Source organism: Limnospira indica PCC 8005 (genome assembly GCF_000973065.1).
GTDB classification, from domain to species: Bacteria; Cyanobacteriota; Cyanobacteriia; order Cyanobacteriales; family Microcoleaceae; genus Limnospira; species Limnospira fusiformis.
In genome coordinates, this window is record NZ_FO818640.1 from 3,295,231 (window position 1) to 3,320,076 (window position 24,846).

At 44.6% G+C, this 24,846-nt stretch carries 24 protein-coding genes and 1 pseudogene; 18 read left to right on the forward strand and 7 right to left on the reverse strand.

All coding sequences use genetic code 11. The features are described from left to right. The first annotated feature begins 453 nt into the window (after positions 1–453). From acnB to XZ46_RS37565, 16 genes and pseudogenes are all read left to right on the forward strand, one after another. Complete coding sequence (gene acnB / locus XZ46_RS14345; RefSeq protein WP_008051408.1) at positions 454–3,066, forward strand: bifunctional aconitate hydratase 2/2-methylisocitrate dehydratase; 2,613 nt, start codon at positions 454–456, stop codon at positions 3,064–3,066. A gap of 161 nt (positions 3,067–3,227) precedes the next feature. Further along, positions 3,228–3,353 carry a hypothetical protein gene (locus XZ46_RS29605; protein WP_230428106.1) on the forward strand — a complete coding sequence of 42 codons (126 nt, stop codon included), beginning with the start codon at positions 3,228–3,230 and terminating at the stop codon, positions 3,351–3,353. Positions 3,354–3,450: 97 nt separating this feature from the next. Further along, a pseudogene (locus XZ46_RS14350) lies at positions 3,451–3,792 on the forward strand (XisI protein). A 95-nt stretch (positions 3,793–3,887) separates the two neighbouring features. Beyond that, complete coding sequence (locus tag XZ46_RS14355; protein ID WP_008051414.1) at positions 3,888–4,130, forward strand: DUF4160 domain-containing protein; 243 nt, start codon at positions 3,888–3,890, stop codon at positions 4,128–4,130. Further along, the gene (locus XZ46_RS14360) at positions 4,105–4,368 is read left to right on the forward strand and encodes a DUF2442 domain-containing protein (RefSeq protein WP_008051416.1); all 264 of its coding nucleotides are present in this window, start codon (positions 4,105–4,107) and stop codon (positions 4,366–4,368) included. Before XZ46_RS14355 ends, XZ46_RS14360 begins: the two co-directional genes overlap by 26 nt. Positions 4,369–4,505: 137 nt before the next feature. After that, positions 4,506–4,601: an element excision factor XisI family protein gene (locus XZ46_RS29610; RefSeq protein WP_228116598.1), complete on the forward strand. Its 96-nt coding sequence runs from the start codon at positions 4,506–4,508 to the stop codon at positions 4,599–4,601. 31 nt (positions 4,602–4,632) lie between these two features. After that, the gene (locus tag XZ46_RS14365) at positions 4,633–5,310 is read left to right on the forward strand and encodes a ParA family protein (protein WP_008051417.1); all 678 of its coding nucleotides are present in this window, start codon (positions 4,633–4,635) and stop codon (positions 5,308–5,310) included. A gap of 2 nt (positions 5,311–5,312) precedes the next feature. Continuing rightward, on the forward strand, positions 5,313–5,828 hold the full coding sequence (locus tag XZ46_RS14370; RefSeq protein WP_008051419.1) for a hypothetical protein: 516 nt from the start codon (positions 5,313–5,315) through the stop codon (positions 5,826–5,828). Positions 5,829–5,836: 8 nt separating this feature from the next. Beyond that, complete coding sequence (locus XZ46_RS14375) at positions 5,837–6,283, forward strand: PDDEXK family nuclease (protein WP_008051421.1); 447 nt, start codon at positions 5,837–5,839, stop codon at positions 6,281–6,283. Positions 6,284–6,427: 144 nt separating this feature from the next. Then, entirely contained in the window at positions 6,428–6,673 is a 246-nt protein-coding gene (locus XZ46_RS14380) for a DUF2442 domain-containing protein (protein WP_008051422.1), read from the forward strand. Between the two features lie 46 nt (positions 6,674–6,719). After that, complete coding sequence (locus XZ46_RS14385; protein ID WP_008051423.1) at positions 6,720–10,505, forward strand: protein NO VEIN domain-containing protein; 3,786 nt, start codon at positions 6,720–6,722, stop codon at positions 10,503–10,505. Between the two features lie 96 nt (positions 10,506–10,601). Continuing rightward, positions 10,602–11,072 carry a DUF29 domain-containing protein gene (locus tag XZ46_RS14390; protein WP_008051424.1) on the forward strand — a complete coding sequence of 157 codons (471 nt, stop codon included), beginning with the start codon at positions 10,602–10,604 and terminating at the stop codon, positions 11,070–11,072. A gap of 45 nt (positions 11,073–11,117) precedes the next feature. Next, positions 11,118–11,324: a hypothetical protein gene (locus tag XZ46_RS14395; RefSeq protein WP_006625186.1), complete on the forward strand. Its 207-nt coding sequence runs from the start codon at positions 11,118–11,120 to the stop codon at positions 11,322–11,324. Beyond that, positions 11,321–11,746, forward strand: a complete 426-nt coding sequence (locus XZ46_RS14400; RefSeq protein WP_006625185.1) for a type II toxin-antitoxin system VapC family toxin — start codon at positions 11,321–11,323, stop codon at positions 11,744–11,746. Before XZ46_RS14395 ends, XZ46_RS14400 begins: the two co-directional genes overlap by 4 nt. A gap of 24 nt (positions 11,747–11,770) precedes the next feature. Next, positions 11,771–12,241 (forward strand): DUF29 domain-containing protein, encoded by a 471-nt coding sequence (locus XZ46_RS14405; RefSeq protein ID WP_008051431.1) that lies wholly within the window; start codon positions 11,771–11,773, stop codon positions 12,239–12,241. A 3-nt stretch (positions 12,242–12,244) separates the two neighbouring features. Then, positions 12,245–12,370, forward strand: coding sequence for a hypothetical protein (locus XZ46_RS37565; RefSeq protein ID WP_006625182.1), 126 nt, complete (start codon positions 12,245–12,247; stop codon positions 12,368–12,370). Here XZ46_RS37565 and queG read toward each other — a convergent pair. The 5 genes from queG to rsmH all read right to left on the reverse strand — a co-directional run bounded on the left by queG (position 12,349) and on the right by rsmH (position 18,312). Next, positions 12,349–13,278: a tRNA epoxyqueuosine(34) reductase QueG gene (gene queG, locus XZ46_RS14410; protein ID WP_006625181.1), complete on the reverse strand. Its 930-nt coding sequence runs from the start codon at positions 13,276–13,278 to the stop codon at positions 12,349–12,351. The genes XZ46_RS37565 and queG overlap by 22 nt on opposite strands. A 76-nt stretch (positions 13,279–13,354) precedes the next feature. Further along, complete coding sequence (locus XZ46_RS14415; RefSeq protein WP_006625179.1) at positions 13,355–13,786, reverse strand: ATP-binding protein; 432 nt, start codon at positions 13,784–13,786, stop codon at positions 13,355–13,357. Continuing rightward, on the reverse strand, positions 13,776–15,458 hold the full coding sequence (locus XZ46_RS14420; protein ID WP_008051433.1) for a SpoIIE family protein phosphatase: 1,683 nt from the start codon (positions 15,456–15,458) through the stop codon (positions 13,776–13,778). The genes XZ46_RS14415 and XZ46_RS14420 overlap by 11 nt, the downstream gene beginning before the upstream one ends. Before the next feature lie 126 nt (positions 15,459–15,584). Beyond that, a complete protein-coding gene (locus tag XZ46_RS14425; protein WP_008051435.1) occupies positions 15,585–16,712 on the reverse strand; it encodes an RNA-guided endonuclease InsQ/TnpB family protein in 1,128 nt (375 codons plus the stop codon). A gap of 625 nt (positions 16,713–17,337) precedes the next feature. Beyond that, positions 17,338–18,312: a 16S rRNA (cytosine(1402)-N(4))-methyltransferase RsmH gene (rsmH, locus tag XZ46_RS14430; RefSeq protein ID WP_008051437.1), complete on the reverse strand. Its 975-nt coding sequence runs from the start codon at positions 18,310–18,312 to the stop codon at positions 17,338–17,340. Positions 18,313–18,419: 107 nt separating this feature from the next. Here rsmH and XZ46_RS14435 point away from each other — a divergent pair, with 107 nt between their 5' ends. Beyond that, entirely contained in the window at positions 18,420–19,604 is a 1,185-nt protein-coding gene (locus tag XZ46_RS14435) for an NAD(P)H-quinone oxidoreductase subunit H (RefSeq protein ID WP_008051438.1), read from the forward strand. Between the two features lie 76 nt (positions 19,605–19,680). Beyond that, entirely contained in the window at positions 19,681–20,397 is a 717-nt protein-coding gene (locus XZ46_RS14440) for a TIGR00266 family protein (protein WP_008051439.1), read from the forward strand. A 7-nt stretch (positions 20,398–20,404) separates the two neighbouring features. On the opposite strand, the gene mnmE is transcribed toward XZ46_RS14440, so the two are convergent. Both mnmE and XZ46_RS14450 read right to left on the reverse strand, forming a co-directional pair. Continuing rightward, complete coding sequence (gene mnmE, locus XZ46_RS14445) at positions 20,405–21,814, reverse strand: tRNA uridine-5-carboxymethylaminomethyl(34) synthesis GTPase MnmE (RefSeq protein ID WP_006625173.1); 1,410 nt, start codon at positions 21,812–21,814, stop codon at positions 20,405–20,407. Positions 21,815–21,927: 113 nt separating this feature from the next. Next, positions 21,928–24,642 carry a DEAD/DEAH box helicase gene (locus tag XZ46_RS14450; RefSeq protein ID WP_006625172.1) on the reverse strand — a complete coding sequence of 905 codons (2,715 nt, stop codon included), beginning with the start codon at positions 24,640–24,642 and terminating at the stop codon, positions 21,928–21,930. Positions 24,643–24,846 lie beyond the last annotated feature (204 nt).

The window sequence follows — 24,846 nt, forward strand, 5'->3', positions numbered from 1 at the left end:
ATCAACAGCCCATCCATATAATAAAGGTTAATATACAGGTTATATGGGCGGAAATTGTAGTATAATATTAATGTCGTCACTCATCAAATGACATGGGGCGGGTCTATCGGCATCCCCAAATAAGCAGACCCATGGATAATCAGAAGCTGACTAAAGCACCTTTATAGATGACATTTGTAGGGTGCATCCGCATCGTCAAATCAGCAGACCAAGGATATCATGATTAGCTGAGATACTAATAATGTTGTCTAAAATACAGTTTTATGTAACTTGATATTATCCTACTCATCTAGTTTCCGATAGAGTAAGGGGGGAAATCAAATGATAGATGTTGAAAGCCCAGCAGTAGAAACCATGAGATGAAATCAGAAGGACAACGGATAAATCGTCCTAGCCATTTTTGATGGATTCTAGGTAGCATAAAATAATCAAACGAAAAGGAGAACAGAAGTAATGATAGAAGCCTATCGTCAACAAGCTGCCGAACGCGCCCAACAGGGAATTCCGCCATTGCCCCTAACTGCGGAGCAGACATCGGAACTGTGCGAACTGCTGAAAAACCCACCGGAAGGGGAAAAAGAGTTTATGATGGAACTATTGCGCGATCGCATTCCCCCCGGAGTAGACGAAGCCGCCTATGTAAAAGCCGGATTTCTGACAGCGATCGCCAAACGGGAAATCAGCAGTCCCCTCATCTGTCCCCAAGGAGCGATCGACCTACTAGGTACAATGGTAGGGGGTTATAACGTGCAATCCCTGGTAAGTTTCCTGAAGTCTTCCGACTCCAACATTGCCAGCGAAGCAGCCAACGCCCTAAGCAAAATCACCCTAGTATTTGACGCATTCAACGACATTCTAGCGCTGTCAGATATCAACCCTTACGCCAAACAAGTCCTAGACGCTTGGGCTAACGCCGCCTGGTTCATTCGCAACCCGAAAGTCCCCAAAGCCATAACCGTCACCGTCTTCAAAGTCCCTGGGGAAACCAACACCGACGATCTTTCTCCCGCCCCCCACGCCACCACCCGACCAGACATACCTCTGCACGCCCTAGCCATGCTAGAGTCAAGGATGCCCGAAGGTATACAAACCATCGCCCAACTGAAACAAAAAGGCTACCCTGTAGCTTATGTTGGGGATGTAGTCGGGACTGGTTCATCCCGCAAATCTGCCATTAACTCAGTCCTGTGGCATATTGGGGAAGATATCCCCTTTGTACCCAACAAACGGCGGGGAGGCTATATCCTAGGTGGAAAAATCGCCCCCATTTTCTTCAACACCGCCGAAGACTCTGGCGCATTCCCGATAGAATGTGATGTCAGCAAAATGGAAACCGGGGATGTGATCACCATTCACCCCTACAAAGGCGAAATTACCAACCAAGCAGGGGAAGTGATTTCTACCTTCACCCTGAAACCGGAAACTATCCTAGACGAAGTACGCGCCGGGGGTCGGATTCCCTTGTTAATTGGTCGCAGCCTGACCGACAAAACCCGGGAAGCAATGGGACTAACCCCCAGTGAACTTTTCGCCCGTCCTGCTATCCCAGAAGATACCGGAAAGGGCTTTACCCTAGCCCAAAAAATGGTTGGGAAAGCCTGCGGACTACCGGGAGTCCGTCCAGGTACCTCCTGCGAACCGATAATGACCACCGTAGGTTCCCAAGACACTACCGGACCCATGACGCGGGATGAATTGAAGGAATTAGCTTGTTTAGGGTTTTCCGCTGACCTGACCATGCAGAGTTTCTGTCACACCGCAGCCTATCCGAAACCAGTGGATATCAAAACCCACAAGCAACTACCCGACTTCTTTGCTACCCGTGGCGGTGTCGCTTTGCGTCCGGGAGATGGTATCATCCACTCCTGGCTAAACCGGATGCTGTTACCCGATACGGTGGGGACTGGCGGCGATTCTCATACCCGTTTCCCCTTGGGTATTTCTTTCCCCGCTGGTTCGGGTTTGGTGGCTTTTGCAGCCGCTTTGGGGGCGATGCCTTTGGATATGCCAGAATCGGTTTTGGTGCGCTTTAAGGGGCAATTACAGCCGGGTGTGACGCTGCGCGATATTGTTAATGCTATTCCCTGGGTGGCGATGCAGCAAGGTAAGCTGACTGTTGGTAAGGAGAATAAGCAAAATGTCTTCAATGGCCGGATTATGGAGATGGAAGGTCTACCTGATTTGAAGGTGGAACAGGCTTTTGAGTTGACTGATGCTACTGCGGAACGTTCCTGTGCTGGCTGTACGATTAAGTTGGGGACTGAGACGATTTCTGAATATTTGCGATCGAATGTTACCTTAATGCGGAATATGATTGCTCGTGGATATCAGGATGCTCGGACTTTAACCCGTCGCATTGCCAAGATGGAACAATGGTTAGCTAATCCTGAGTTGATGGAAGCTGACGCCGATGCTGAGTATGCCGATATTCTTGAGGTCAATTTGGATGAAATCGTTGAACCTATTGTGGCCGCACCTAATGACCCTGATAATGTGAAACTGATGTCTGAGTGTGCGGGTGACAAAATCGATGAGGTGTTTATCGGTTCTTGTATGACTAATATCGGACATTATCGCGCTGCTGCTAAGGTGTTAGAAGGGGCAGGTCCGGTGAAGGTGCGTCTGTGGATTTGTCCGCCTACCCGCATGGATGAACAACAACTTCGGGAAGAGGGGGTTTATGGTACTTTTGCGGCTGCTGGAGCGCGGACGGAAATGCCTGGATGTTCTCTTTGTATGGGAAATCAAGCACGGGTGGAAGATAATACAACGGTATTTTCTACTTCGACTCGCAACTTTAATAACCGTATGGGTAAGGGGGCTCAGGTGTATCTGGGTTCGGCTGAATTGGCGGCGGTTTGTGCTTTGTTGGGTCGCATTCCCACGGTTGAGGAATATATGGCGATTATCACCCAGAAAATCGACCCGTTTGCGGGGGATCTTTACCGCTATTTGAACTTTGATCAAATTGCAGGGTTTGAAGATGAGGGTCGGGTTATTCCTATTGAGCAAATGCCGAAAATTGAGGATGTTTTAGGCATCCCGGCTGGTGCGTTAAGCAACTAGGTTGTCTAATGGTGGGAGGGCGATCGCGCCTTCCCCTCTTTGGTGTAGGATTGTGGGGAGGCGATCGCGCCTTCCCTGCACAGTGATAAAGAAAGACGATACCAGCGAAGGATATTTACCATGATGCTGTCAAAAATGCACTGATAAAGGACGGGTGGACGATTACTTTCGACCCGTATTTCATCAAGTATGCAGAAGTCAAATTGATGGCAGATTTAGCTGGCAAAATCGAAGTGAAAAGTTTGATCGGGCGTTCTCCGATGCGCGAATTGGGAAAGGCATTATGAAAAATTTTTCAAACAGGTTGCTTGCGATCGAACTAATTGTGCAAAGATTTCAAGTTTTCCTGTGAGTTGTCGATATTAAAAATGAGGAGATGGTAGAATGGATAAATTAGCCCATTATCAAAATATCATCAAAGACGTTCTGAGTCAATATGATAAGCTATCATCCCAAATCCCAGATCCAGACATCGATGAAATCCTGATATTTGACGATGAAAGAAGTTAATATCTTTGGTTTAATGTAGGTTGGAAAAATAATCGGCGAGTGAATGCGGCTTCTGTGTATGTTCGGATCAAAAATGATAAAATTTATATTGAGGAGGATTGGACGGAGGAGGGAATTGCAACTGAGTTGTTGAGGGAGGGTGTACCGAAGGAGGATATCGTGTTGGCGTTTCACGATCCCGATACTCGCAAGTTGACCGAGTTTGCTGTAGCTTGAAAGGATATTTTGGGAATTCCCGCAAATGTGTTGAGCAACTAGGTTGTAGAATAGCGAGGTGAGCAGTTGTCCCCACCCTTTACATACTCCTTCCCATGCCTACGGTTTTACGGATTGGCTCCTATCGCCTGTATTTTTACAGTCACGAACCGAACGAGTCGCCGCACGTTCATATTGATCGCGATCGGGATTCGGTAAAATTTTGGTTATCGCCCGTCAGTCTGGCTCGTAATATCGGTTTCAGTGCGAGGGAGTTGCGTAAAATACAGAAAATTGTACAAGATAACCAGGAGATTTTGTTGGAGGCTTGGTATGAATACTTCGGCGGTGAAAGTTGACGAGCGAGTGAAAGATGTCTCGTTTGACGAGGATTCGATAACAGTCTTTTTGATGGATGGCCGTGCAATTTCCGTCCCTTTAGTTTGGTATCCTAAGCTATACCATGCCACGCCAGAACAGCGAGAGGCTTGGGAGATTTGCGGCGGTGGATATGGTTTGCATTGGGAAGAAATTGATGAAGATTTGAGTACAGAAGGGATGCTGCGGGGCGCTCCTGCACCAGGAGCTAGGAATTAAAGGATAAAGGATATTTTTGCGGTTCCTGCGAATGTCTTGAGCAACTATGTTGTAGAATAGTAGAGTAGGCGATCGCGCCTTCCCTATTATCGCCCTAAATACACTTGACCTAGGGCGACTTTGAAGCCACTAAGTTGTTGAGGGAAGGTGTGCCGCCGGAAGATATCGTGTTTGCATTTCACGATCCGGAGACTCGCAAGTTGACTCAGTTTACTTTATTTGGCTATAATTAAGCGAGTCAATGAGCATGGGGGAAGCTAAAAATTGATTATTCTGTGTACCCACAATAAAGGTGGGGTAGGAAAAACTACGTTAGCCGTCCATGTAGCAGGTGTATTGCTCAATCGGGGAGACAGTGTACTTCTAGTTGATTGTGACGATCAAGCCGACCTTTGGCAATTTTTTGCGCGCGACGAGAGTTCGCCAAATCAATATGATTCATACTCTCTGGTTGATAGCGGAAGTAGTACGGTTATTTATAATGAAGAACGTAAATCAGTGAAAAAACAAGCTCAATCTTACAGTCATATTGTTTTAGATATCAAATCCCCTAAAAGCGATACGGTTAGGGCAATTGTTGGAAACGATCCGGATTTAATTTTAATCCCTGTCAACACATCTCAAAGGGAAAGAGCAATTAAACAACTTCCTAATATGCTAGATCTGATATCTCAGCTCAGATCTACAGCCGGTTATATGGCACAAGTATCAATCGTACCTTTGGGTATACCAAGGGAGTTAGTAGAGAGAGAATTATCTCAAATCAAGGCAGAGAAAAAAAACCAGTTTTGGCAGATAGCTCTTCCGATGGAAGAGCTACAAGATGAAATGCAAACGGCTATTTATCAAGAAAGACAGTATATTTGGGAATACGAAAATCACGAAAATTTATATGAATATTTTTCCGATTTATTGAACATTGACTCAATTGAGAGGGTATAAAAATGACGAAAAACCACCAAAAGCAAACTGTTCCAAATATCAAAAGTGCAATTAATAAAGGAATTCTAGAGTCAGAAAAGGAGGGACCAAACAAGCTACAAGATAAAATTTCCTATAAATTGACAAAATCAGAGGCAGAGAAAATGACTGAATTGGGTCAGTTTGTGAGAGGTAAGACTGAAAATTTTCCCAACTTTGCCATCAGTTACGTCCATTTTATGGATACAACAATTAAGAAACAAGAAAATCGGGATTTGATAGATAAATGGAAGAAGAGAAAATCAGAAGAGTGTCAAAATTTTCAAGAAGAGTTAAAAGCAACTTTAGCCGATATTGGAAATTCAAGACTCAAACAAGAAAAATACAATAAGGATTTTCTGCCGACTCCAGATATAGATCAGAAGCTCCGGGAATTAGAGATGACTGACCAAGTAAATGAATGTATTTTTTGGGGTATCAAATTAATGTATGAAAACTTGATTGAAAATCCTCTCAAATCTTTGAAAAAAGCGGGTTAATCGAAAATATGAATCCTTTAGTACAGGGAATAATTGAATCTGAGCAAGCAGTCAAGCAAGATTTAGGGCGGCGTTTTGCCGCCCACCTTGGTTTGAATCCAGGGCCACCCGGAAAAGATGGCGGAATTGATGGTTATGGGGTACTTGGTAACAAACAAATCTATTTTCAGTGCAAACTTTATCGTACTGCTTTAGATGCTTCGTTTACTGCTGATTTTTGCGGTAATTTGATGATCAACAATGCAGATATTGGCATTATGTTGTCAGGGGTTGGTTATACAGCAGGATACTTAAACCGTTTACAAGAATTTCACAGAAATTATCCCAATATAACTACCCATCTTCTAAAGCTGGAAGATATTTTTTCAAAAACAGATATTTTTGAAAAAGCCAAACTAGATTTACCAGAACTTCGAGATTTAAGCAATGGAGGATGGTATAAACTCAATCAATAAGAAATAATCATCTCCCAATATGCGATCGCAATTCATAGGATAAAATTGAGGATATTTTCTGATATATTTGTTTCAGTGCAAGGGAGTTGCGTAAAATAGAAAAAATTGTACAAGACAACTGGGAGATTTTATTGGGGGTTTTACATGAATAATTCGGCGGTGAAAGATGTCTCGTTTGATGAGGATTCGATAACAGTCTTTTTGATGGATGGCCGTGCGATTTCAGTTCCTTTAGTTTGGTATCCGAAGCTGTACCATGCCACACCAGAACAGCGAGAGGCTTGGGAGATTTGCGGCGGTGGATATGGTTTGCATTGGGAAGAAATTGATGAAGATTTGAGTACAGAAGGGATGCTGCGGGGCGCTCCTGCACCAAGGGCTAGGAGTTAAAGACTAAATTAGTACACGAGAGTTTTTATTTTTTGGGGTCTGAATCATGAGTTATCAACGCAAAGCCTACGAATCATCGCTGAAAGCACATCAAAAGCTAGTCGCTACCAAGCTGCTTGATGGCATAGAAAAATTATATGAACATAAAGGCTCAGAGAGGCGGTGGATTTGGGAATTGCTGCAAAATGCCAAAGATGTTGCAGATCGCCATGTCAAAATTGAAGTCATTTTGACCAAGGATTCAGTCGAATTTAAGCACAATGGCAATCCATTTTTGATGGATAATATTACTTATTTAATCGAACAAGTTTCGACGAAAGATAGAGCAGAATCTGCTGAAGAACTGTTAGCGACGACAGGAAAATTTGGCACTGGCTTCATGACGACACATTTATTATCGAAGAAAGTCGGGGTTTCCGGCATTTTGGAAGACAGAGAAGAAGAAATAATTTATAAGCGTTTTGATCTCCAACTTGATCGCGAAGCGAAAACCCCCGATGAAATGACGGCTAAAGTTAAGCAATCTTATCAGGTATTTGAGGAGTTGGACGACAACAATTTATGTCCGGTATTGACGGAATATCAACCCCATAAAAACCTCGATACTTCTTTTAAATATGATCTTGATCGCCAAGGACTGAGTATTGCCAAGATTGGAATTGATGATTTACATAATGCTTTAAGTTACACTTTGGTTTTTATTCCCAAAATTGAATCGGTGACGGTAATTAATGAAATCGAAGATACTAGAATCGTTTATTATCGGGGAAGTGAAGAGACCATCGGTGGGGTAAAAATTTCGGCGATCGCAATTCAATCTAATGACAATATAGAAATAATTAATATCGCTTCTATTTGCAATAATGAAAATACAATTTTTATAGCTATTCCAATTCACAAGGTAGAGGAAAATTGGATGGTTAAAAAAATCAGTCCTGATACTCCTAAGCTATTCTGTGATTTTCCTCTAATCGGTTCGGAAGACTTTAGTTTTCCGGTAATTTTAAATAGTCCTATGTTTAATCCTACAGAACCGAGAGACAGCGTTTTATTAGATGATCGCGATGATGAAAAACGCTATCTCAACAAGGAAATATTTGAACAAGCTGTAGAACTATATCACCGAATTTTAGATCATGTTAGCTTGAACTGGGGAAATGCTCATTTATTGGCTAAATCAGGAATACCCAAAAACATTGACGATAATTGGTATAAAGCTAAGGTACAAAAACCAATCAGAGAAGCAATTTTAGCAACGCCAATAGTTGACAATCAACAAGGAGATAGAATTCCTCTACAAGATGCGTTAATTCCCTATCACCGTACACCAAGTAAAATTCTGAAACTGTGGGAGTTGGCGCTAACATTGCATTCCGAAAAGTTGCCCAAAAAAGAACAGGTTTCAGATTGGTATGAATTTATTGATGGAGATTGGAAAAAAGATTTTCGGTGTAATTTGCGTTACGATTTGTCGAATTTGATTCAAAATATTTCGGCGCAGGAAAATCTCAAGCAATTAGGAGAAAAAATTAATCAAAATGAGTCGGAAACTCTGGATTGGTTGAATCGAGTCATTAAGTTTGCGATCGCAGATGAATCCAATAAATCAACGCAATTATTAGATAATTATCCGATTATTCCGAATCAATACGGTAATTTTAAACTGTTTAGTGAACTATTCAAAGACGATCGCATCCCGGAAGAATTGAAATATGTCCTCAAAATTTTGGGACAAGATTGGAAAAATGATTTGGCACATTTAGAAATTAATTGCGATTTTTCTAAGCAATTGGAAATTCATCAAGTTTCCAATAAAATTGATGCGGTCATCAGAGACAATAATACGCCGTCAATCCGAAAAGCGGTTTACTACCTGATTAGCTGTTTTCCGGAAGAAGATTTCGGCGATACGGCGATGGAGTTGAGAGATAAAATTTGGCAGTTTGCCAAAGATTTGGATGAAGCTGTACCGGAAAAGCGTCCCTTGAATCGATACACTGCCAAACTTTGGAATGAGTGCGATCGCTGGCTGCTAAAAACGCTCGTATCAGATTTGGTAAAATTGGGAAATGTGGACAATCTGAAATCTCGTTTATCTAAAGGCGATCGAGAAGCAGTCAGTTGGATTAGTGATTTTATCGAATTTTTAAATCGGGATGAAAATTGGCAGTTATTTTATCTCAAACAGCCAGTATTACCGAATCAGGAAGGGAACTTTAAATGTGAAAGCCAAGTCAACTTCGACCAAAACATTCCCGAAGAAATTAAAGATGTTTTACTAAAACTAGGGATGAATTACCGAGCCAAATTATTGGATAGAGATATCAAAGGCTTTGAGAAACATCAGCAACAGTTAAGTGTGGGTGATGCTTCAGATGACATCAACAAAATCATTAAACTTGCACAAGATACACCCAATCCAAGATTGAGAAGTGCAGTTTATGATTTGATTAGTTATTTGTCTAGTCCCAATGAGAGCGATCGCGAAACGATTTGGCGATTGGCACGAACCATCTATGGTGAAGCTGTCCCGTCTTCAATTAAAATAATACCCGAATTAAAATGTTTTAACTGGGATGATTGCAATCAATGGATTATGAAATCAATGATTGAAGACGTAGCCAGTAAAGTGAGCTTAGATGAATTGTCAAAAAATATAAATCTCAGTTGGGAAGATGCGGTCAGTTATTTGGATGAGTTGGTTTATTTTACTCGAAAATTTCCGTCTCATATATCCTACTTTGCTAAAGACAAAAAAGTTTGGCCGAATCAAAATGGTGAGTTTTGTGAAAAGAAACGGGTTAAGAAGGATGGGGGTATTCCCGAAGAAATCAAAGAGATCGCTAACTGCTTAACCAAGAAAGACTGGGGAAGTGAACTGCTACTCAATCATGAAAACTTTAAGCGAACCCCAGAATTTTTTGATGAATCTGAAACAGAAACCATCGAGAATATAGCAAAAGAAATTGATGAAGCATTGGCTAAATATGAAGGCGATCGCAAAGATTATAATTTCGTTCATCCCGTCAAAATATTGCTGTCGTGGTCTGCATCTCAAGATAAAGAATTCATCAAAAAATGCTTTCCTTATTTCTTTGAACAGAAGGCACAACTTTTATTAAACATTATTGGCGATGAGCGAATCAATGAGAATATTTTTGAACTGATACAGACCGATCCAGAAAAATTAAGCGCGTTGACGAAGTTGGCTATCAATCCCAATATATCGGAATCCGACATCAATCAAATGTTGAATAACTTTGATGATTTTCGGAAACTGGAAGAGTTGAAACAAAAAGCCATAACTCCCGGTTCGGAAACGGAAGTCATCAGTTTATTGGAAGAGTTGGGTATCGATATGCAATCTTTGAGGCGATCCTTAAATGATACGGAGTCTAGCGTATCTAAACCTTCTGAAACTGACTCGATAAGTCCCCGAAGAACTTATCCTAATACTATCAGTTTTGATGATTTCCATGATGAACCTAATATTGGTGAACGGGGAGAAGAATTTGTCTATGATAAATTGGTGAGAAAATTTGGGGCGGATCGAGTTCTGTGGATGAATCAAGATGGAGAAGAAAAATATCCTTATGATTTCAAAGTCTGGGAAGAGAATTTAACAGACGTTGCATATTATATTGATGCCAAGTCAACTAAACAAGCAGAATATCAGTCCGAGTCCACGCTATTCAGCATCACTAACGCTCAATGGGAATTTATGAAAGAATGCGATAATTATTACATTGCGAGAGTATTTCGCGCCATTAGCGATCGCCCCAATTTAAAGTTACTGAATATCAAACTAGATGACAACTTACTCAGATCTTGATATGAAATATACGATCGCATCCCCGAAACCAACAGCCCAGAAGTGCGATCGCCCAATCTTTCAGGCTATAATAAACTTGATTCAGTCACCCGAATTATGATACCATCGCCATCCCATATCAAACAGCTTTACGATAAAGACTATCTCCAATGGCTGGAAATGACGATCGCCCAGTTGCGATCGCGCCACTATAATGACGTAGATTGGGACAATTTAATCGAGGAAATCGAAGACATAGGACGGCGGGAACGCCACAGCCTTGAGAATAATTTGGTGGTGGTATTGCTGCATTTACTCAAGTGGGAATTTCAACCGAAATGGCGAACCGGAAGTTGGGAGGGGAGTATTATCGAAAACCGTCGGCGTATCCGTCGGGCGTTGAAATCCTCTCCGAGTTGGCAGAATTATCTCGCCAGTGTCGTGGACGAATGTTATACCAGTGCGCGAAAACAAGCGCGGGCGGAAACTCAGTTACCATTGGAGGTGTTTCCGGCGGCGTGTCCCTACGCGATCGCGGATATTTTAAATGATGATTTTTTGCCGGGAGAGGATGGGAACGGGAGATAAAGATTGGCGATCGCACTCAAAACAACCATTATATCATCAAAAAAAATGATCGAATCAGAAATTCTGAAAAAAATACAAGGTACATCGATAGAAGAGCGTATCCTGATTATTGAAGCCATTTTGAAAACGGTCAAAAAGGATATGCGATCGCGACAGCCTTCCTCCCAAGATCAACCCCTGCATGGGAAGGTGATTCACTATGACGATCCCTACGAACCCGTCGCAGCAGATGACTGGGAAGCATTGCTATGATCGTTCTAGACACTCATATCTGGATTTGGTGGGTGGATGAAAACCCCAAGTTATCTCCCCAAAACCAGGAGATCATTCAAACCCATCAAACAAGTGGTCTGGGTATCAGCATCATTTCTTGTTGGGAGGTTGCTAAATTAGTCGAGAAAAACCGATTGAGTTTTAGTTGTTCTGTCCATGAATGGCTAGAACTTGCTTTAAGCTATCCGGGAGTTCAAATCTTAGAACTGAGCCTTCCAATTATACTTCAATCAACTCAATTGTCTGGATTTCATTCGGATCCTGCCGATCAAATTATCGTTGCCACAGCCAAAGTTTATGACACATTCTTACTCACTCAAGATCAAAAAATATTGAATTATTCTGAAGTCAAAACTTACACAAAGGGCGATCGAACTTCCGAAACTCAGAATCAACCTTAAACCCCGTATTGGCGATCATCGGATATGACGTTATCGAAACAGCAATTGACAACACTTGACTGCGAAGATTACGTCCTCTGGATTGAGGGGACATTGGAACAATTGCGCGATCGCAATTATGACCAAGTGGACTGGGAAAACTTGCTCGAAGAAATTGAGGATATGAGTAAGCGGGAACGCAGCAGTCTTCGCAGCAATTTGGCGATGGCGCTATTGCACTTACTCAAGTGGGAATTTCAACCGGAGTTGCGGACGGGAAGTTGGGCGGGAAGTATCACCGAACATCGCACGCGAATTTTAGATATTTTGGAAGATTCGCCGAGTTTGAAGAATTACTTACCGGAGGCGATTTTGTGGGCGTATCCCCGGACACGACGACAGGGTAAGGACGAGACGGGGTTGCCGTTGGAGGTATTGCCGGTAGCGTGTCCCTACGCGATCGCGGATATTTTAAATGATGATTTTTTGCCGGGAGAGGATGAGAACGGGAGATAAAGATTGGCGATCGCACCCCCGAAACCCAACAGCCCAGAAGTGCGATCGTCTGATGATCACCGTCCGCGTATCCGTCGCGCGTTGAAATCTTCTCCGAGTTGGCAGAATTATGATTTCATGTTAGCCTGAGCATTACGCCGCCACATATAGGGCTTAATTCGGCGCAAAGCTGAGGCGGTGAACCTCTCACTCCAAGTCTCATCGGAAATAGTGGCTAATTCTTCTAAAGTCGGGGCTAGATTTTCCGGATAGGGATTAAAGGCGGCTTCTTTTGTGGGTTTAGCAAATCTTTGATTCCACGGACAAACATCCTGACAAATATCACAACCTGCCACCCAATTATGAAGATTGGTTGCTATTTCTGGGGGCAAGGTTTCGGCTCGGTTTTCTATGGTATGATAAGCAATACAGCGGTTTGCGTCTACGACAAAAGGTTGAGCGATCGCATTAGTCGGGCAGGCTGACAAACAGCGAGTACAAGTGCCACAATGTTCTGTATGGGGGCGATCGTACTCTAAGACCAAATTAGTTAACACCTCTCCCAGAAACACCCAAGAACCGTAATTTCTAGTAATGAGATTCCCATTTTTAGCAATCCAACCCAACCCCGCCCGTTGCGCCCATAACTTATCCTGAATCGGTCCGGTATCAGCATAATAGCGGGCTTCGATATGTTCACCCTGCTGTTTTAACCACTGACAAAACTGCTTTAATTTCTTATGCAAAATGCGGTGATAATCTCGTCCCCAGCCATAGCGAGAGATTTTGGCATATTGTGGCTCATGTTTATGTTGATGTGGTGTATAATAGTTAATGGCAACACAAATAAGCGATCGCACTTCTGGCATAACTAGGCGAATATCCTGACGTTTAGGATTATCCATCCAAGCCAGATCCGCCTGATATCCTGCCTTTAACCATAGACGCAACCCTTCCACCTCTTCAGGGGTTGATGTGGCTGGGGTAAAGCCGACCTGATCAAAACCTAAATCTAGGAGATATTGTTGAATTTGAGAACGGTCAACAGAAGCAGCCATCAGAGAGAAAAAGTGAACAGTTCCAAGTGATTAATCATCGAGCCAATGCCACCCTAGGGGGGGTGGGGTTAGAGTGTCAAGACGAGGACTCCTTAGAACCCAAACTAGCCTGTAACTCCAAACAATTACGGCCATCAGTTTCAAGTTTATAATCAACCCGATCCATTAGGCGCTTCATAATCAACCACCCATAGCCATGTACTGGCTTATCTTCCGGTAACGGTGGTTCATAATCACTCATTTGATACCCCTTACCCTGATCCCAAATTTCCAGGCGAATGTCACCCTGATCAAGTTCTAGGCGAATAATCACCGGAAGTTCAGGCTGATCGCGGTGAGCATGGCGAATGACATTAGAATAGGCTTCAGCTAGGACTAGGCGAAACCGATTCGACTGACGGGGCCAATCCACCGAGTCCCCTAACTGGACTTCCAAACTGCTTAATAGCCAGTGTTCAACAACTTCTAAAAACCGAATATCGCTCGGCACCTGTAACTCAGTGATCATCTGTTGACACAACCTCCAGAGAGAGTATGGTTTGATCGTCCTCCTGAACCGGATTTTGTTCACGGATGGAAGCCAGTAAAGCCTCTAAATTTAATAGGCTAGTTTGTTGTTTTAGGAGTTGCCATAACCCCTCCTGTTGCAGCATGGCACGAGCGGAATTACCATCATTGCCTTGTTGTAGCACAGTAGCCTCTGTAATTCCATCACTGGTAAGTAAAAATACATCCCCAGGGGACAAGACACGACTACCTACTTTTCCGCGCCAGACCGGAAGAATCCCTAAAGGAATACCCCGTTCCTTGAGAAAAATCGGCTCAACTGTGACATTCCCATGACCATTAAGGTTTTGTTGTTGGAGGGTACGATGATCCCAAATCAGGGGGTAGATATGTCCAGCGTTAGCATAGGATATTTCTCCTGTTGCGGGTGTGTAGCGAGCCAAAACCATGGTAATAAAGTGGTTATTGCCAATCAAATCATCAGATAAGATGCTATTAAGATTGTGCATTACCTGTTCTGGTTCTGGGGAGGTATCTTGAGAGAGTTCTCGGCGCAAGACAGAAATGGCACTAGCCATAAACAAAGCGGCGGGAACTCCCTTCCCGGAAACATCCCCCAAAGCCACCCAAATATCCCCCATAGAGTGGATATAGACCTCAAAGAAATCGCCCCCAACTTCTCTAGCTGGATAGCAGCAGGCTTGTAGCTTCAGATTGTCAAATTCCGGCCAACTTTGGCGGAGTAAATTCATCTGAATTTGACGAGCCACCTTTAACTCACTCTGCATTTGCTCGGCGAGTTCTAGGGTACGTTGATATAGTCTAGCTTGAGACAGGGCGAGAGATGCTTGTTCGGAAACTACTTCTAGCAGTTGAATGTCCTCTTCGGACCAGGGTTGGTCTGCGGCATGGCGGTAAACGGCTAAAACCGCTAACAGGTCGTGTTGATAGGTAAGGGGAACAACAATTTGGCTGATGCTATCATCTCCCTGACCGCCTTGGGTCTGGGTTTGACGGGTTTCTACAGCGGCTTGCATCAAGGCTATGGTATTGTCGGGTTCCGGGTGGGACTCACCTTGATAAGAGAACTCCTGTTCTGACAAAGATCCCGATTCGATAGGTTTGACCTTACAAGCAAAGGCTTCAAAGGTTTCACCTACGGTATCTGCAATGGTTTGCAGCATACTTGCGTAGTCGAGAGACTCGCGCAAGGCAATTACCACATCATTGTATAGCCGCTCTCGTTTCAAGGACCGACGCAGGGCGTTAGTGCGCTGTTTAAAAAATTTATAGGTTTCGGAGGCCTGCTGAACAACGGTTCGCAGTTCCTCTGGATTCCAAGGTTTGGTGATATATTTGAAGACTTGACCGGAGTTGATAGCTTCGACCAAATCTTCGACATCAGTATATCCGGTCAGCAAAATACGGATAGTGTCGGGAAAGCGTTCAACGGTTTTACCGAGAAACTCTGTCCCATTCATTTCAGGCATCCGCTGATCGGAAATGATAATAGCCATTTCTCCCTCTTGATCAAGAATCTCGAGGGCTGTTAGGGCGCTATCGGCTTTGTGGACTTTGAAATCACGGCGAAACGTCCTGAACAGCAGGTCTAGGTTATCGGGTTCGTCATCGACGACCATTAGTTTCAGTTTGCGACCTTCTCCCCGACTCATGCTCTACGTTTCTCCTAGATCAATCAGGCATCTTAAACATCTTACCGAAAAACTGGGTTTAAAGTCTCATTAAATAATCTGCTCTATAAAACTTAAACAAAACCGGACATAGCCGGATATTGACGTTTATTTCTGGCTTCGTCCGGGACTGTCGGCAGCACCCCGTCCACAAGTGTAATCGTCTGAACCAGGCGATTTTTCTAAATTTATACTGGCGTTCAAATCTCTATCAATCTTCAGGCCACAGTTTGGACATTCAAAAGTCCGACGGACTAGGGGCATTTTTTGACGATAACCGCAATTAGAACAAAGTTGACTGGATGGATAAAATCTATCGGCAATAATCAACTTTGAACCATAACGTTCTGCCTTGTAACCTAGTTGACGACGGAACTCATAAAATGAAGCATCAGCGATAGAACCCGCCAAACCATGATTTTTCAGCATACCTGACACATTCAAATCTTCAATGACTACTTGGCTGTGGTTTTTAGCCAAAAAAGTAGTTATTTTATGAATCGTGTCACGGCGAATATTAGCGACTCTTTGATGTAGCTTTTGAACTTTTAAGAGACATTTGGCCCGATTTTTTGAGCCTTTGACTTTGCGACTTAAATGGCGTTGTAATCTGGCTAGTTTTTTGGTGGCTGCTTTATAAGCCTTGGGATTAGAGAATTGGGTCCCATCGGAGCAAGTCGCCCAATTGTTAATTCCTAGGTCTACCCCGATTCTCTCTCGGAATTTCGGTGTGATTTCTGGTCTGATTTCTACGAAAAAGCTCATATACCAGTCACCTGCTTGGCGCGTTATAGTGACTTTCTTAACTAGACTGGGTGGTTGTGCCTCAAATGTAGAAACCCAGCCCACAAAAGGCAGCTTATGGCGAGTTCCTGACAACTTGAATGGCTTTCCGGAATTGTCAAGCGTAAAACTATCATGGTGGCCTTTCTTCTTAAATTTAGGATAACTGCTTATTCCCTTGAAGAAGCGCTTAAAGGCATCCCCTAGATTAATGAAGGCATATTGATCAACTTTAGAAGACAATTCGGACATCCAAGGATATTGAGGTTTCACATAATTCGTAAAAACCTTTTTGATGGAGTTGACGTTAGGCTTGAGTCCCTCTTCATAAGCTGACATCCATAAGTGTAATCCCCAATTGAACACAAATCGAGCATACCCCGCGTGTTTGGCCATCAAGGTGCGATGACGGTCATTGAGTTTTAGTTTTGTCCGGAAAGCTTTGTAAGGCATGATTGGATTTTACCATGAAGAATCCGACTTGATGAGTATGTCGTCAAGGAAATTTGGCATGGTCTGGGGTTTGACCGTATACTCATTATTGAGTTGCGAATCTTTTTGGGTATTGTAGCTTATTGTCCTAAGATGTCAAGCAAATCTTGGATTAAATTCTGGCTCCGAGAAACGAATACCTTGGTACAGGTAGGGGAAGGGATAGGACGGCTGCTTGAGTGGGGTCGGACACTGGCGTGCTAAGGATGATCCAGTTCACGCCGGGTCCTCGGAAAAGGGGGGGTTGTTTCACGTAAAACTCCTGGGAGGGTTGGAAGCTCCGTGATTGATCACGGAGAGGAAAACCGACTCAAGCGGCTGACCGCCGCCAGCACCCCCTTGCGGGGTGGAGGGGTATGGTTGCCCCTCCATGGAGCTATGGTTGGCTCCGACTCCCTTGCGGGGTAATGTTTGCGCTTGCGCTAACGCGCACGCTGCGCGAACGCCAATGTTCAGAGTCGGTACTATCCAAATCGCACGTCCTTAACCCCTTAGAGATGTTTAACGATTCGGTTCTAGGGCCTGGAACTAGCACGCATTCCCGGGTAGGAACTTTAACTCTTGCTCTGAACGGAGCCAGTTAAGGCTATAGCTGGTCAGCTACCTGAAAGGGGGGCACGAAGCCCCCGTGCTTCAGCCGGGGGTGCTGACTTGCACTTCTTTCGGCTAATCTAAGTTTAGCGGAACGGGCGCGAGGATTTTGGTTAATTTCATCTGGCTGGGGAGTTATGGGTTTTTTGGTTAAGACTTTCAGTAGGGGATGATGGCGAAATCCGTGTTTAACTGGTCTGTCCTCTAGGCTGTGGAAACTGATGATGCCGATACGTCCTCGGGGTTTGAGCCAGGTGGGGGCGGTTTCTAGGAAGGTTTCTAGGGCGGTTAGTTCTCCGTTAACGGCTATGCGTAGGGCTTGAAAAACTCTGGTAGCTGGGTGTATTCGCCCATAACGGTACTTGGAGGGTACACAATTGGCGATCGCATTAGCGAGGTGTTCGGTGGTCTGAAAGGGGCGTTTTTCGACAATCTGCCTTGCTATGCGCCGAGATAGCCTTTCTTCGCCGTAGGTATAAAAGATGTCAGCCAGTTGTTTTTCGTCCCAGGTGTTAATGATTTCGGCGGCGCTGAGGGGGTCTTGTGGGTTCATTCGCATATCTAATGGTCCACAATGACGGAAACTAAATCCTCGTCCTGGGGTATCGAGTTGATGGGAGTTCACCCCTAAATCGGCTATGATGCCGTCAAATTGTGAGGGACTCGATGGATATTGGCTAAAGTTTCCGTGCCAAAATTTCAGGCGATCGCCACAATTACCGATAGTATCCATTAACATGGACTTGGCAGCGGCGATCGCTTCTAAATCACGGTCAATGGCTGTCACTCGCACATTAGGGGCTGCTTGAAAAATCATCCTTGTATGTCCCCCGCCGCCAACCGTAGCATCGAGATAGTGACCACCCTCCTGGACTGCTAACCCCTCAATTAACTCCCGCCCCAGAACCGGAATATGGACAAATTTCCCACCGAATTCCACATTATCCAAATCTCTACCTTTCTCAGACACCCCAAAATACCTATAATCAGTTAAAGGAAACTCAAATTAATCGGCAAGTTACGCAGATTTGACGAGACTATAAGACCATCATAAACTCTAGCGCGATCAAAAACGATATGAGCAGAATCGAAACTCGCACCGAACCCATGGTCATCAACATGGGACCTCATCACCCCTCCATGCACGGAGTGTTGAGGCTAATTGTCACCCTTGATGGCGAGGATGTAGTAGACTGTGAGCCAGTCATCGGCTACCTACATCGGGGCATGGAAAAAATCGCCGAAAACCGGACTAATGTCATGTATGTTCCCTACGTTAGCCGTTGGGATTATGCCGCCGGGATGTTCAATGAAGCGGTAACAGTCAACGCCCCGGAAATGCTGGCTAATATTGAGGTTCCCAAACGTGCCCAGTACATCCGGGTAATCATGTTAGAGTTAAACCGGATCGCCAATCATTTACTCTGGTTAGGACCATTTCTGGCAGATTTAGGGGCGCAAACTCCCTTCTTCTACATCTTCCGGGAAAGGGAAATGATTTATGACCTTTGGGAAGCTGCTACTGGCTATCGCATGGTTAATAACAACTACTTCCGCATTGGTGGAGTCGCCGCCGACCTTCCCTATGGTTGGGTTGATAAATGCCACGATTTCTGCGATTATTTTCTCCCCAAAGTTGATGAGTATGAAAAACTAATCACCAATAACCCGATTTTCCGCCACCGTATTGAGGGTTTGGGAGTTATTACCCGTGAACAAGCGATTAACTGGGGACTATCTGGCCCTATGTTGCGCGCTTCTGGGGTTGATTGGGATCTTCGTAAGGTGGATCATTATGAGTGTTACGATGATTTTGATTGGGATGTTCACTGGGAAACTGCCGGGGACTGCCTCGCCCGTTATGTGGTGCGAATTCGGGAAATGCGGGAATCTGTTAAAATTCTTCGCCAGGCCTTAGATGGTCTTCCTGGGGGTCCCTACGAGAATTTAGAGGCACAACGGATGATGGGAGGGCCTAAGTCTGAGTGGAATAATTTTGATTACCAGTTTATTGGGAAAAAAATTGCTCCGACTTTTAAGATTCCTTCTGGAGAACATTATGTGCGGGTGGAAAGCGGTAAAGGAGAATTGGGCATTTATATTATCGGTGATGATAATGTTTTCCCCTGGCGGTTTAAAATTCGGGCAGCAGACTTTAATAATTTGCAAATTTTTCCCGATTTAGTTAAAGGTGAAAAAGTGGCTGATATTGTGGCGATTTTGGGAAGTGTAGATATTATTATGGGGTCAGTAGACCGCTAATCTCATTTCCCCTTGACATACAGGGGCAAGTCTTCGGGCTTGCCCTCAATAGTGGCTTTTTACGGTGTTTTTACTTATGGCTGATGTAATTGATTACAAAATCTATGGTAATGATTTGCAATTGGTGGAAATTGAACTAGACCCCGGTGAGGGAGTTCAAGCAGAAGTGGGAACCATGACCTATATGGAAGATGGTATTCAAATGCAAACGGGTATGGGAAAAGGGGGCTTATTCTCTGGTTTTAAAAGGATGATTACCGGAGAAAGTTTCTTTATTACTACGTTTTTAAATAATGGTAAACAACGTTCTAGGGTCGGTTTTGCGGCGACTTCACCAGGGCAAATTATTCCGGTTGATTTGGCTCAAATTGGCGGCGAATTTTTGTGCCAAAAAGATGCGTTTTTGTGTGCGGCTAATGGTACGGAAATTAATGTGGCATTTACTAAGAAATTAGGGGCTGGTTTCTTTGGGGGAGAGGGATTTATTCTGCAACGACTAAAAGGGGATGGTCTGGCTTTTATTCAAGCGGGAGGGGCGATGATTCAAAAAAATTTACAACCTGGGGAAACTTTGCGAGTTGATACGGGGTGTTTGGTGGCTTTTTCTCCCTCGGTGCGCTATGATATTCAATTTGTGGGTGGCTTTCGTAATGCGTTATTTGGTGGGGAAGGCTTATTTTTGGCGAAAATGACGGGACCGGGTATTGTGATTGTTCAAAGTTTACCATTCTCTCGACTTGCCGATCGCATTAATTCTATGATTACTCTCCCTCCTGTCAGTAATGATGGATGATTGTTGATTATTTCCCAATACAAAATCGACTGAAAATCCGGTCTAATACTGATTCGGTAACTTCCTCTCCGGTGACTTCTCCTAGGGCGTGAATTGCGCCGCGTAGGTCGATAGTCCAAAAGTCAAAGGGTAGACGATCGCTTATGGTGTTTTCCACTTGTTCTAGGGCTATTTTCGCGCGGGTAAGGGCTGCTGCTTGACGCTGGTTAATGGCAAATTCCAGATTAGCTGATTGTAGGTTTTCGGTGTGAACAGCGTTAAGGATACTCTCTTCTAAATCGGTAATCCCTTGATTAAGAGTGGCGGCGGTCGCAATAATTAACGAGGGTTTAATGTCCAGTTGGTTAATAATAGATTGACGTAAATTTTCGAGCTGTGCTGAGGATAGGCGATCGCTTTTATTCATCACTATAATTATCGGTCGATTTTTGACCTGCTGATAAATCTCATTTTCCGCTTCTGTCCAGCCGTTTTCACAGTCGAGGGTAAATAATACCAAATCCGCTGATTGAGCCGCTATCTGTGACCTTTCTACCCCAATTTGTTCCACTTTATCATCAGATTTACGAATCCCAGCCGTATCGAGAACTTGAATGGGAATACCACCGACCACTAGCTGAGACTCTACCACATCTCTAGTGGTTCCCGGTAGGTCTGTGACAATGGCGCGATCGCTACGACTCCAAGCATTTAATAAGCTAGATTTCCCCACATTAGGACGACCGACAATTGCCACTTTTAAACCTGTGCGTAAGAGTTCTCCCCTATCTGCTGTGTCTAATATATCCGTTAATTGCTGTAAGACTTCTTGCAATTGGTGGATAATTTCCGATTCATTTAAGGGGGGTAAATCTTCTTCAAAATCGACCCTGGCTTCAATTTCTGCTAAAATATCTAAACAGAGCGATCGCAGATGATGTATGGGAGCCGCCAATTTTCCCCGCAGTCCAGCCAAAGCCGCACTAGCAGCCTGGGGAGACTTAGCCCCAACCAGTTCAGCGACACTCTCAGCTTGAGTCAAGTCTAGTCGCCCATTGAGAAACGCCCGCAGGGTAAACTCTCCAGGGGTGGCTAGTCTGGCTCCCGCTTGTAAACAAAGCTGTAGGACCTGTTGAACGGGGATAATACCACCGTGACAGTGAAATTCTACCACATCTTCGCGGGTGTAGGAGCGGGGAGCGAGCATTAATAGCAATAAAGCCTCATCGACGAGTTGCTGTGTGTGGGGATGATGGATATAACCATAGAGAATGCGGTGACTTGACCAGGGCTGATTTCCTGGGGCTTTAAATAGGGTTTTAGCGATCGCGACAGCTTCCGAGCCAGACATTCTGACAATGCCAATACTGCCCTGTTGTGGTACAATGGCGGTGGCGATCGCTGCAATAGTTTCAGTTTTGGTGGAAATTGGAGACATTTTCGTAATAACCAATATTACCCATTATCAAGTAAGTTGTAGGGGCGACATCTAGCCATCATCTAGCCTCCCTCCCCAGAAGGGAGAGGAAGCCAAAATCATCCATGATCCCTTTACTGCACACCCTCATTAACCGGGAAGCGATCGATTAAATTTTTAGCCTCGATCGCATTATCTTTCAGCGTGCTACTGAGGTGAGGAACATGGGGAATTTGCGAGAGAAAATCTCGAGTGCGTCTGATAATCCTGACAATATCCCCTTCATCAAGAGTGGTATTTTTCACCAATTCCGCCCATTCTACCCCACCAGCCCACTGTTCAAGAATAGCACTGAGGCGCTGATGTTCTCGGCGTTCAGGAAGCACCAAAAACTCTACATGGTGGCGACCTTGAACCTTAATCAGAGATCTACGCAAAGACCAGAGGCGGTTCAAAGTTTCCTGTACCACCTCCGAAAGCTGATAATGAGTCCAACTATCAGACCGAGAAACCTCAGTGACCAAAGCAGAACAAGCACCAGCCAAATTATAAGGCTCTAGGTTATCAAATTCTCCCGACATTAGCACCAACCCCAACCACAACTCATTATCCCCTCGCAGGGCTGCTGTCGCCTGTCCCAACTTAGTTGGCTGCAAATCATCCAAAGCCTCAAACTCTTGTAAAATGTCAATCAGATTCAGAAATTCCCGCCAATTGCGTTCTAAATATTGACGCAACTCCTCCTGATAATCAACAATTTCCTTCTGAATAGCCTTCCGACGGCGCAAGCGTTTGAGGATTTTTTGAGGTTTCCCGAACTTTTCGGCGGGGTGTGTAGCTAAAATTTCCTCCACCTGTTCAATGCGAGTTATTTGATTAGCTACCTCTGGGGCGGTATCTTCCACCAACAGTTCTGGAATTTGTACAGCCAGCGCTTCAGTTATTTCATCTCCCCGTCGTGATTGTCCTAATTTAAACTGCATTTCTGGCATTTCCAAATGATCTGCCCAGGTCAGCCTAGGAAGTTCAGCCTGTAAACTAACCACATCCATAGCACCCACTATATACCAACGGTTATCTCGCCCCAAAACTATGAAATAGGGCGCTTGTCCAGGGCTAGGAGTTTGGGCAACCAGTACGGCGGAAATTGGCTCTGAGTCTGACTTGCGGGCGGTGGGGACGTGCTTACCCCGGAGGCTGACCAAAGTACCAACTTCTGCCAAGTCGAGGGCTTCCGCCATTTTTTGGGTGTGGGCTTCTCGTGCTTGTTTTTGCAGGGTTTTTAACAGTCGTTTTTCCTGCTTGAGGCGTTGCTGCTGCTTTTCATAGTCAGCTAGGGTTTCTTCTAGGGTATTGATGTCTAAGTCCTCTCCTAACCCTAATTCGGCTTCAACTTCCGCTAGTTTTGCTTCTAGGTTTTTAATATATTGTTCTGCGGGAACTAAATGTATGGTGGACGTATACTGACCAAAACTGGATTCAACTAGGTTTTTTGCCTCTTCTAGGCTGTGAGTCTGCAACAGGTTCAGGACCATGCCATAACTGGGGCTAAATTGACTCACTAGGGGGTTGGGTTTGGATGTGGCTAAATAGGCTGCTTCCTGGGCTCCCTCAAAAGGGGTTTCTACGGTCACTACATGGCCGATGGTGTCCATGCCGCGCCGTCCCGCACGTCCTGACATTTGCAAAAATTCGGAGGCTCTCAGGAGGCGATGACCGTCGTCTGTGCGCTTGGATAGGCTAGAAATTACTGTGGTGCGGGCGGGCATATTTATGCCAGCGGCTAGGGTTTCGGTGGCGAAAACTACTTTAATGAGTCCTTCCTGAAATAGTTCTTCTACAAACATTTTCCAGGCGGGAAGTAGTCCGGCGTGGTGGGATGCAATGCCTTTGGCGAGGGGTTCGAGTTGTTTGGGACGAGCCGCACCGGGGGTGTCTTTGATGAAACGGTCAATGCGATCGCGTAAAATAGCCGCCTCTTTTCGGTTGACTAGGGATAGATGGCTAACATCACCCACAGCGCGATCGCACCCACGACGGCTAAATATAAAATAAATGGCCGGTAACATATCCCGTTGTTGCAGTCGCGATACAATATCGGCTAGTTCCGGTACAGTGCTTTTGCGGTTATAACTGCCACGCTGACGCGCTCTACTGCTTTTGGCTAATGATGGACTGATGCGGCGTTTGCTACCATCGAGAAGGGGAAACATCCCTTTGCTATTGCAAAAGTAGAACTCTACTGGGACTGGACGAGAATCGGAAGATATTAATTCTGTCGGACCGTGAACTCTTCTGATCCAATCGGTGAGTTGCTGTTGGTTGTCTACAGTAGCCGATAAGGCTAACAGTTGTATATTTCGAGGACAGTAGATGATTGATTCTTCCCAAACAGTGCCGCGCTGTCTATCATTCATGTAGTGGCACTCGTCAAGGACTACGGCTTCCACTCCTTCTAGGGAAGTGCCTACTTGACCTATGGGAGTACCATAGAGCATATTTCGGAAAATTTCTGTGGTCATTACTAAAATGGGGGCATCCCTATGAAAGGAGATATCCCCGGTGAGTAGTCCCACCATCTCATCACCGAATTGTTCCCGAAAATCTCTTAATTTCTGATTGGAGAGGGCTTTTAGGGGTGTGGTGTAGAAGACTCGGCGACCGTTGGCGAGGGCGCGATGGATGGAATATTCCCCAATTAGGGTTTTTCCGGCACCGGTGGGGGCGCATACTACTACGGATTTTCCCTCGTCTAAAGCGGCGATCGCCTCCTTCTGAAAATCGTCGAGTTCAAAAGGGAATAGATCACTTAAATCGAGTTTGGGGCTGTTTTGGATAGGATTTGACACAGGGTAATGTTTTCAGAAAATGAACAAATAAGTTAAATGATTTTGTTACCAAGCTGGTGAGTTACCAACCTAGCTGGACGCTTTTACCAAGCCAGCTAGATGCTGGCACTAACCTATCAGGCTATTGTAACCTTTCCCTGAAAATCAGGAGTTGCCCAGGCTCCCTGGGTCTTGATACAGGTTTGAGATTATACTATCGGGTGT

Coding starts and splice junctions, on each gene's coding strand:
- mnmE (WP_006625173.1), bottom strand. CDS start 21,814: ATGTCTCCAATTTCCACCAAAACTGAAACTATTGCAGCGATCGCCACC.
- XZ46_RS14395 (WP_006625186.1), top strand. CDS start 11,118: ATGATCGAATCAGAAATTCTGAAAAAAATACAAGGTACATCGATAGAA.
- XZ46_RS14380 (WP_008051422.1), top strand. CDS start 6,428: ATGAATAATTCGGCGGTGAAAGATGTCTCGTTTGATGAGGATTCGATA.
- XZ46_RS14385 (WP_008051423.1), top strand. CDS start 6,720: ATGAGTTATCAACGCAAAGCCTACGAATCATCGCTGAAAGCACATCAA.
- XZ46_RS14375 (WP_008051421.1), top strand. CDS start 5,837: ATGAATCCTTTAGTACAGGGAATAATTGAATCTGAGCAAGCAGTCAAG.
- XZ46_RS14405 (WP_008051431.1), top strand. CDS start 11,771: ATGACGTTATCGAAACAGCAATTGACAACACTTGACTGCGAAGATTAC.
- XZ46_RS14370 (WP_008051419.1), top strand. CDS start 5,313: ATGACGAAAAACCACCAAAAGCAAACTGTTCCAAATATCAAAAGTGCA.
- queG (WP_006625181.1), bottom strand. CDS start 13,278: ATGGCTGCTTCTGTTGACCGTTCTCAAATTCAACAATATCTCCTAGAT.
- XZ46_RS14435 (WP_008051438.1), top strand. CDS start 18,420: ATGAGCAGAATCGAAACTCGCACCGAACCCATGGTCATCAACATGGGA.
- XZ46_RS14415 (WP_006625179.1), bottom strand. CDS start 13,786: ATGATCACTGAGTTACAGGTGCCGAGCGATATTCGGTTTTTAGAAGTT.
- XZ46_RS14425 (WP_008051435.1), bottom strand. CDS start 16,712: ATGCCTTACAAAGCTTTCCGGACAAAACTAAAACTCAATGACCGTCAT.
- XZ46_RS14420 (WP_008051433.1), bottom strand. CDS start 15,458: ATGAGTCGGGGAGAAGGTCGCAAACTGAAACTAATGGTCGTCGATGAC.
- XZ46_RS14390 (WP_008051424.1), top strand. CDS start 10,602: ATGATACCATCGCCATCCCATATCAAACAGCTTTACGATAAAGACTAT.
- XZ46_RS14355 (WP_008051414.1), top strand. CDS start 3,888: ATGCCTACGGTTTTACGGATTGGCTCCTATCGCCTGTATTTTTACAGT.
- acnB (WP_008051408.1), top strand. CDS start 454: ATGATAGAAGCCTATCGTCAACAAGCTGCCGAACGCGCCCAACAGGGA.
- XZ46_RS14440 (WP_008051439.1), top strand. CDS start 19,681: ATGGCTGATGTAATTGATTACAAAATCTATGGTAATGATTTGCAATTG.
- XZ46_RS14400 (WP_006625185.1), top strand. CDS start 11,321: ATGATCGTTCTAGACACTCATATCTGGATTTGGTGGGTGGATGAAAAC.
- XZ46_RS14360 (WP_008051416.1), top strand. CDS start 4,105: ATGAATACTTCGGCGGTGAAAGTTGACGAGCGAGTGAAAGATGTCTCG.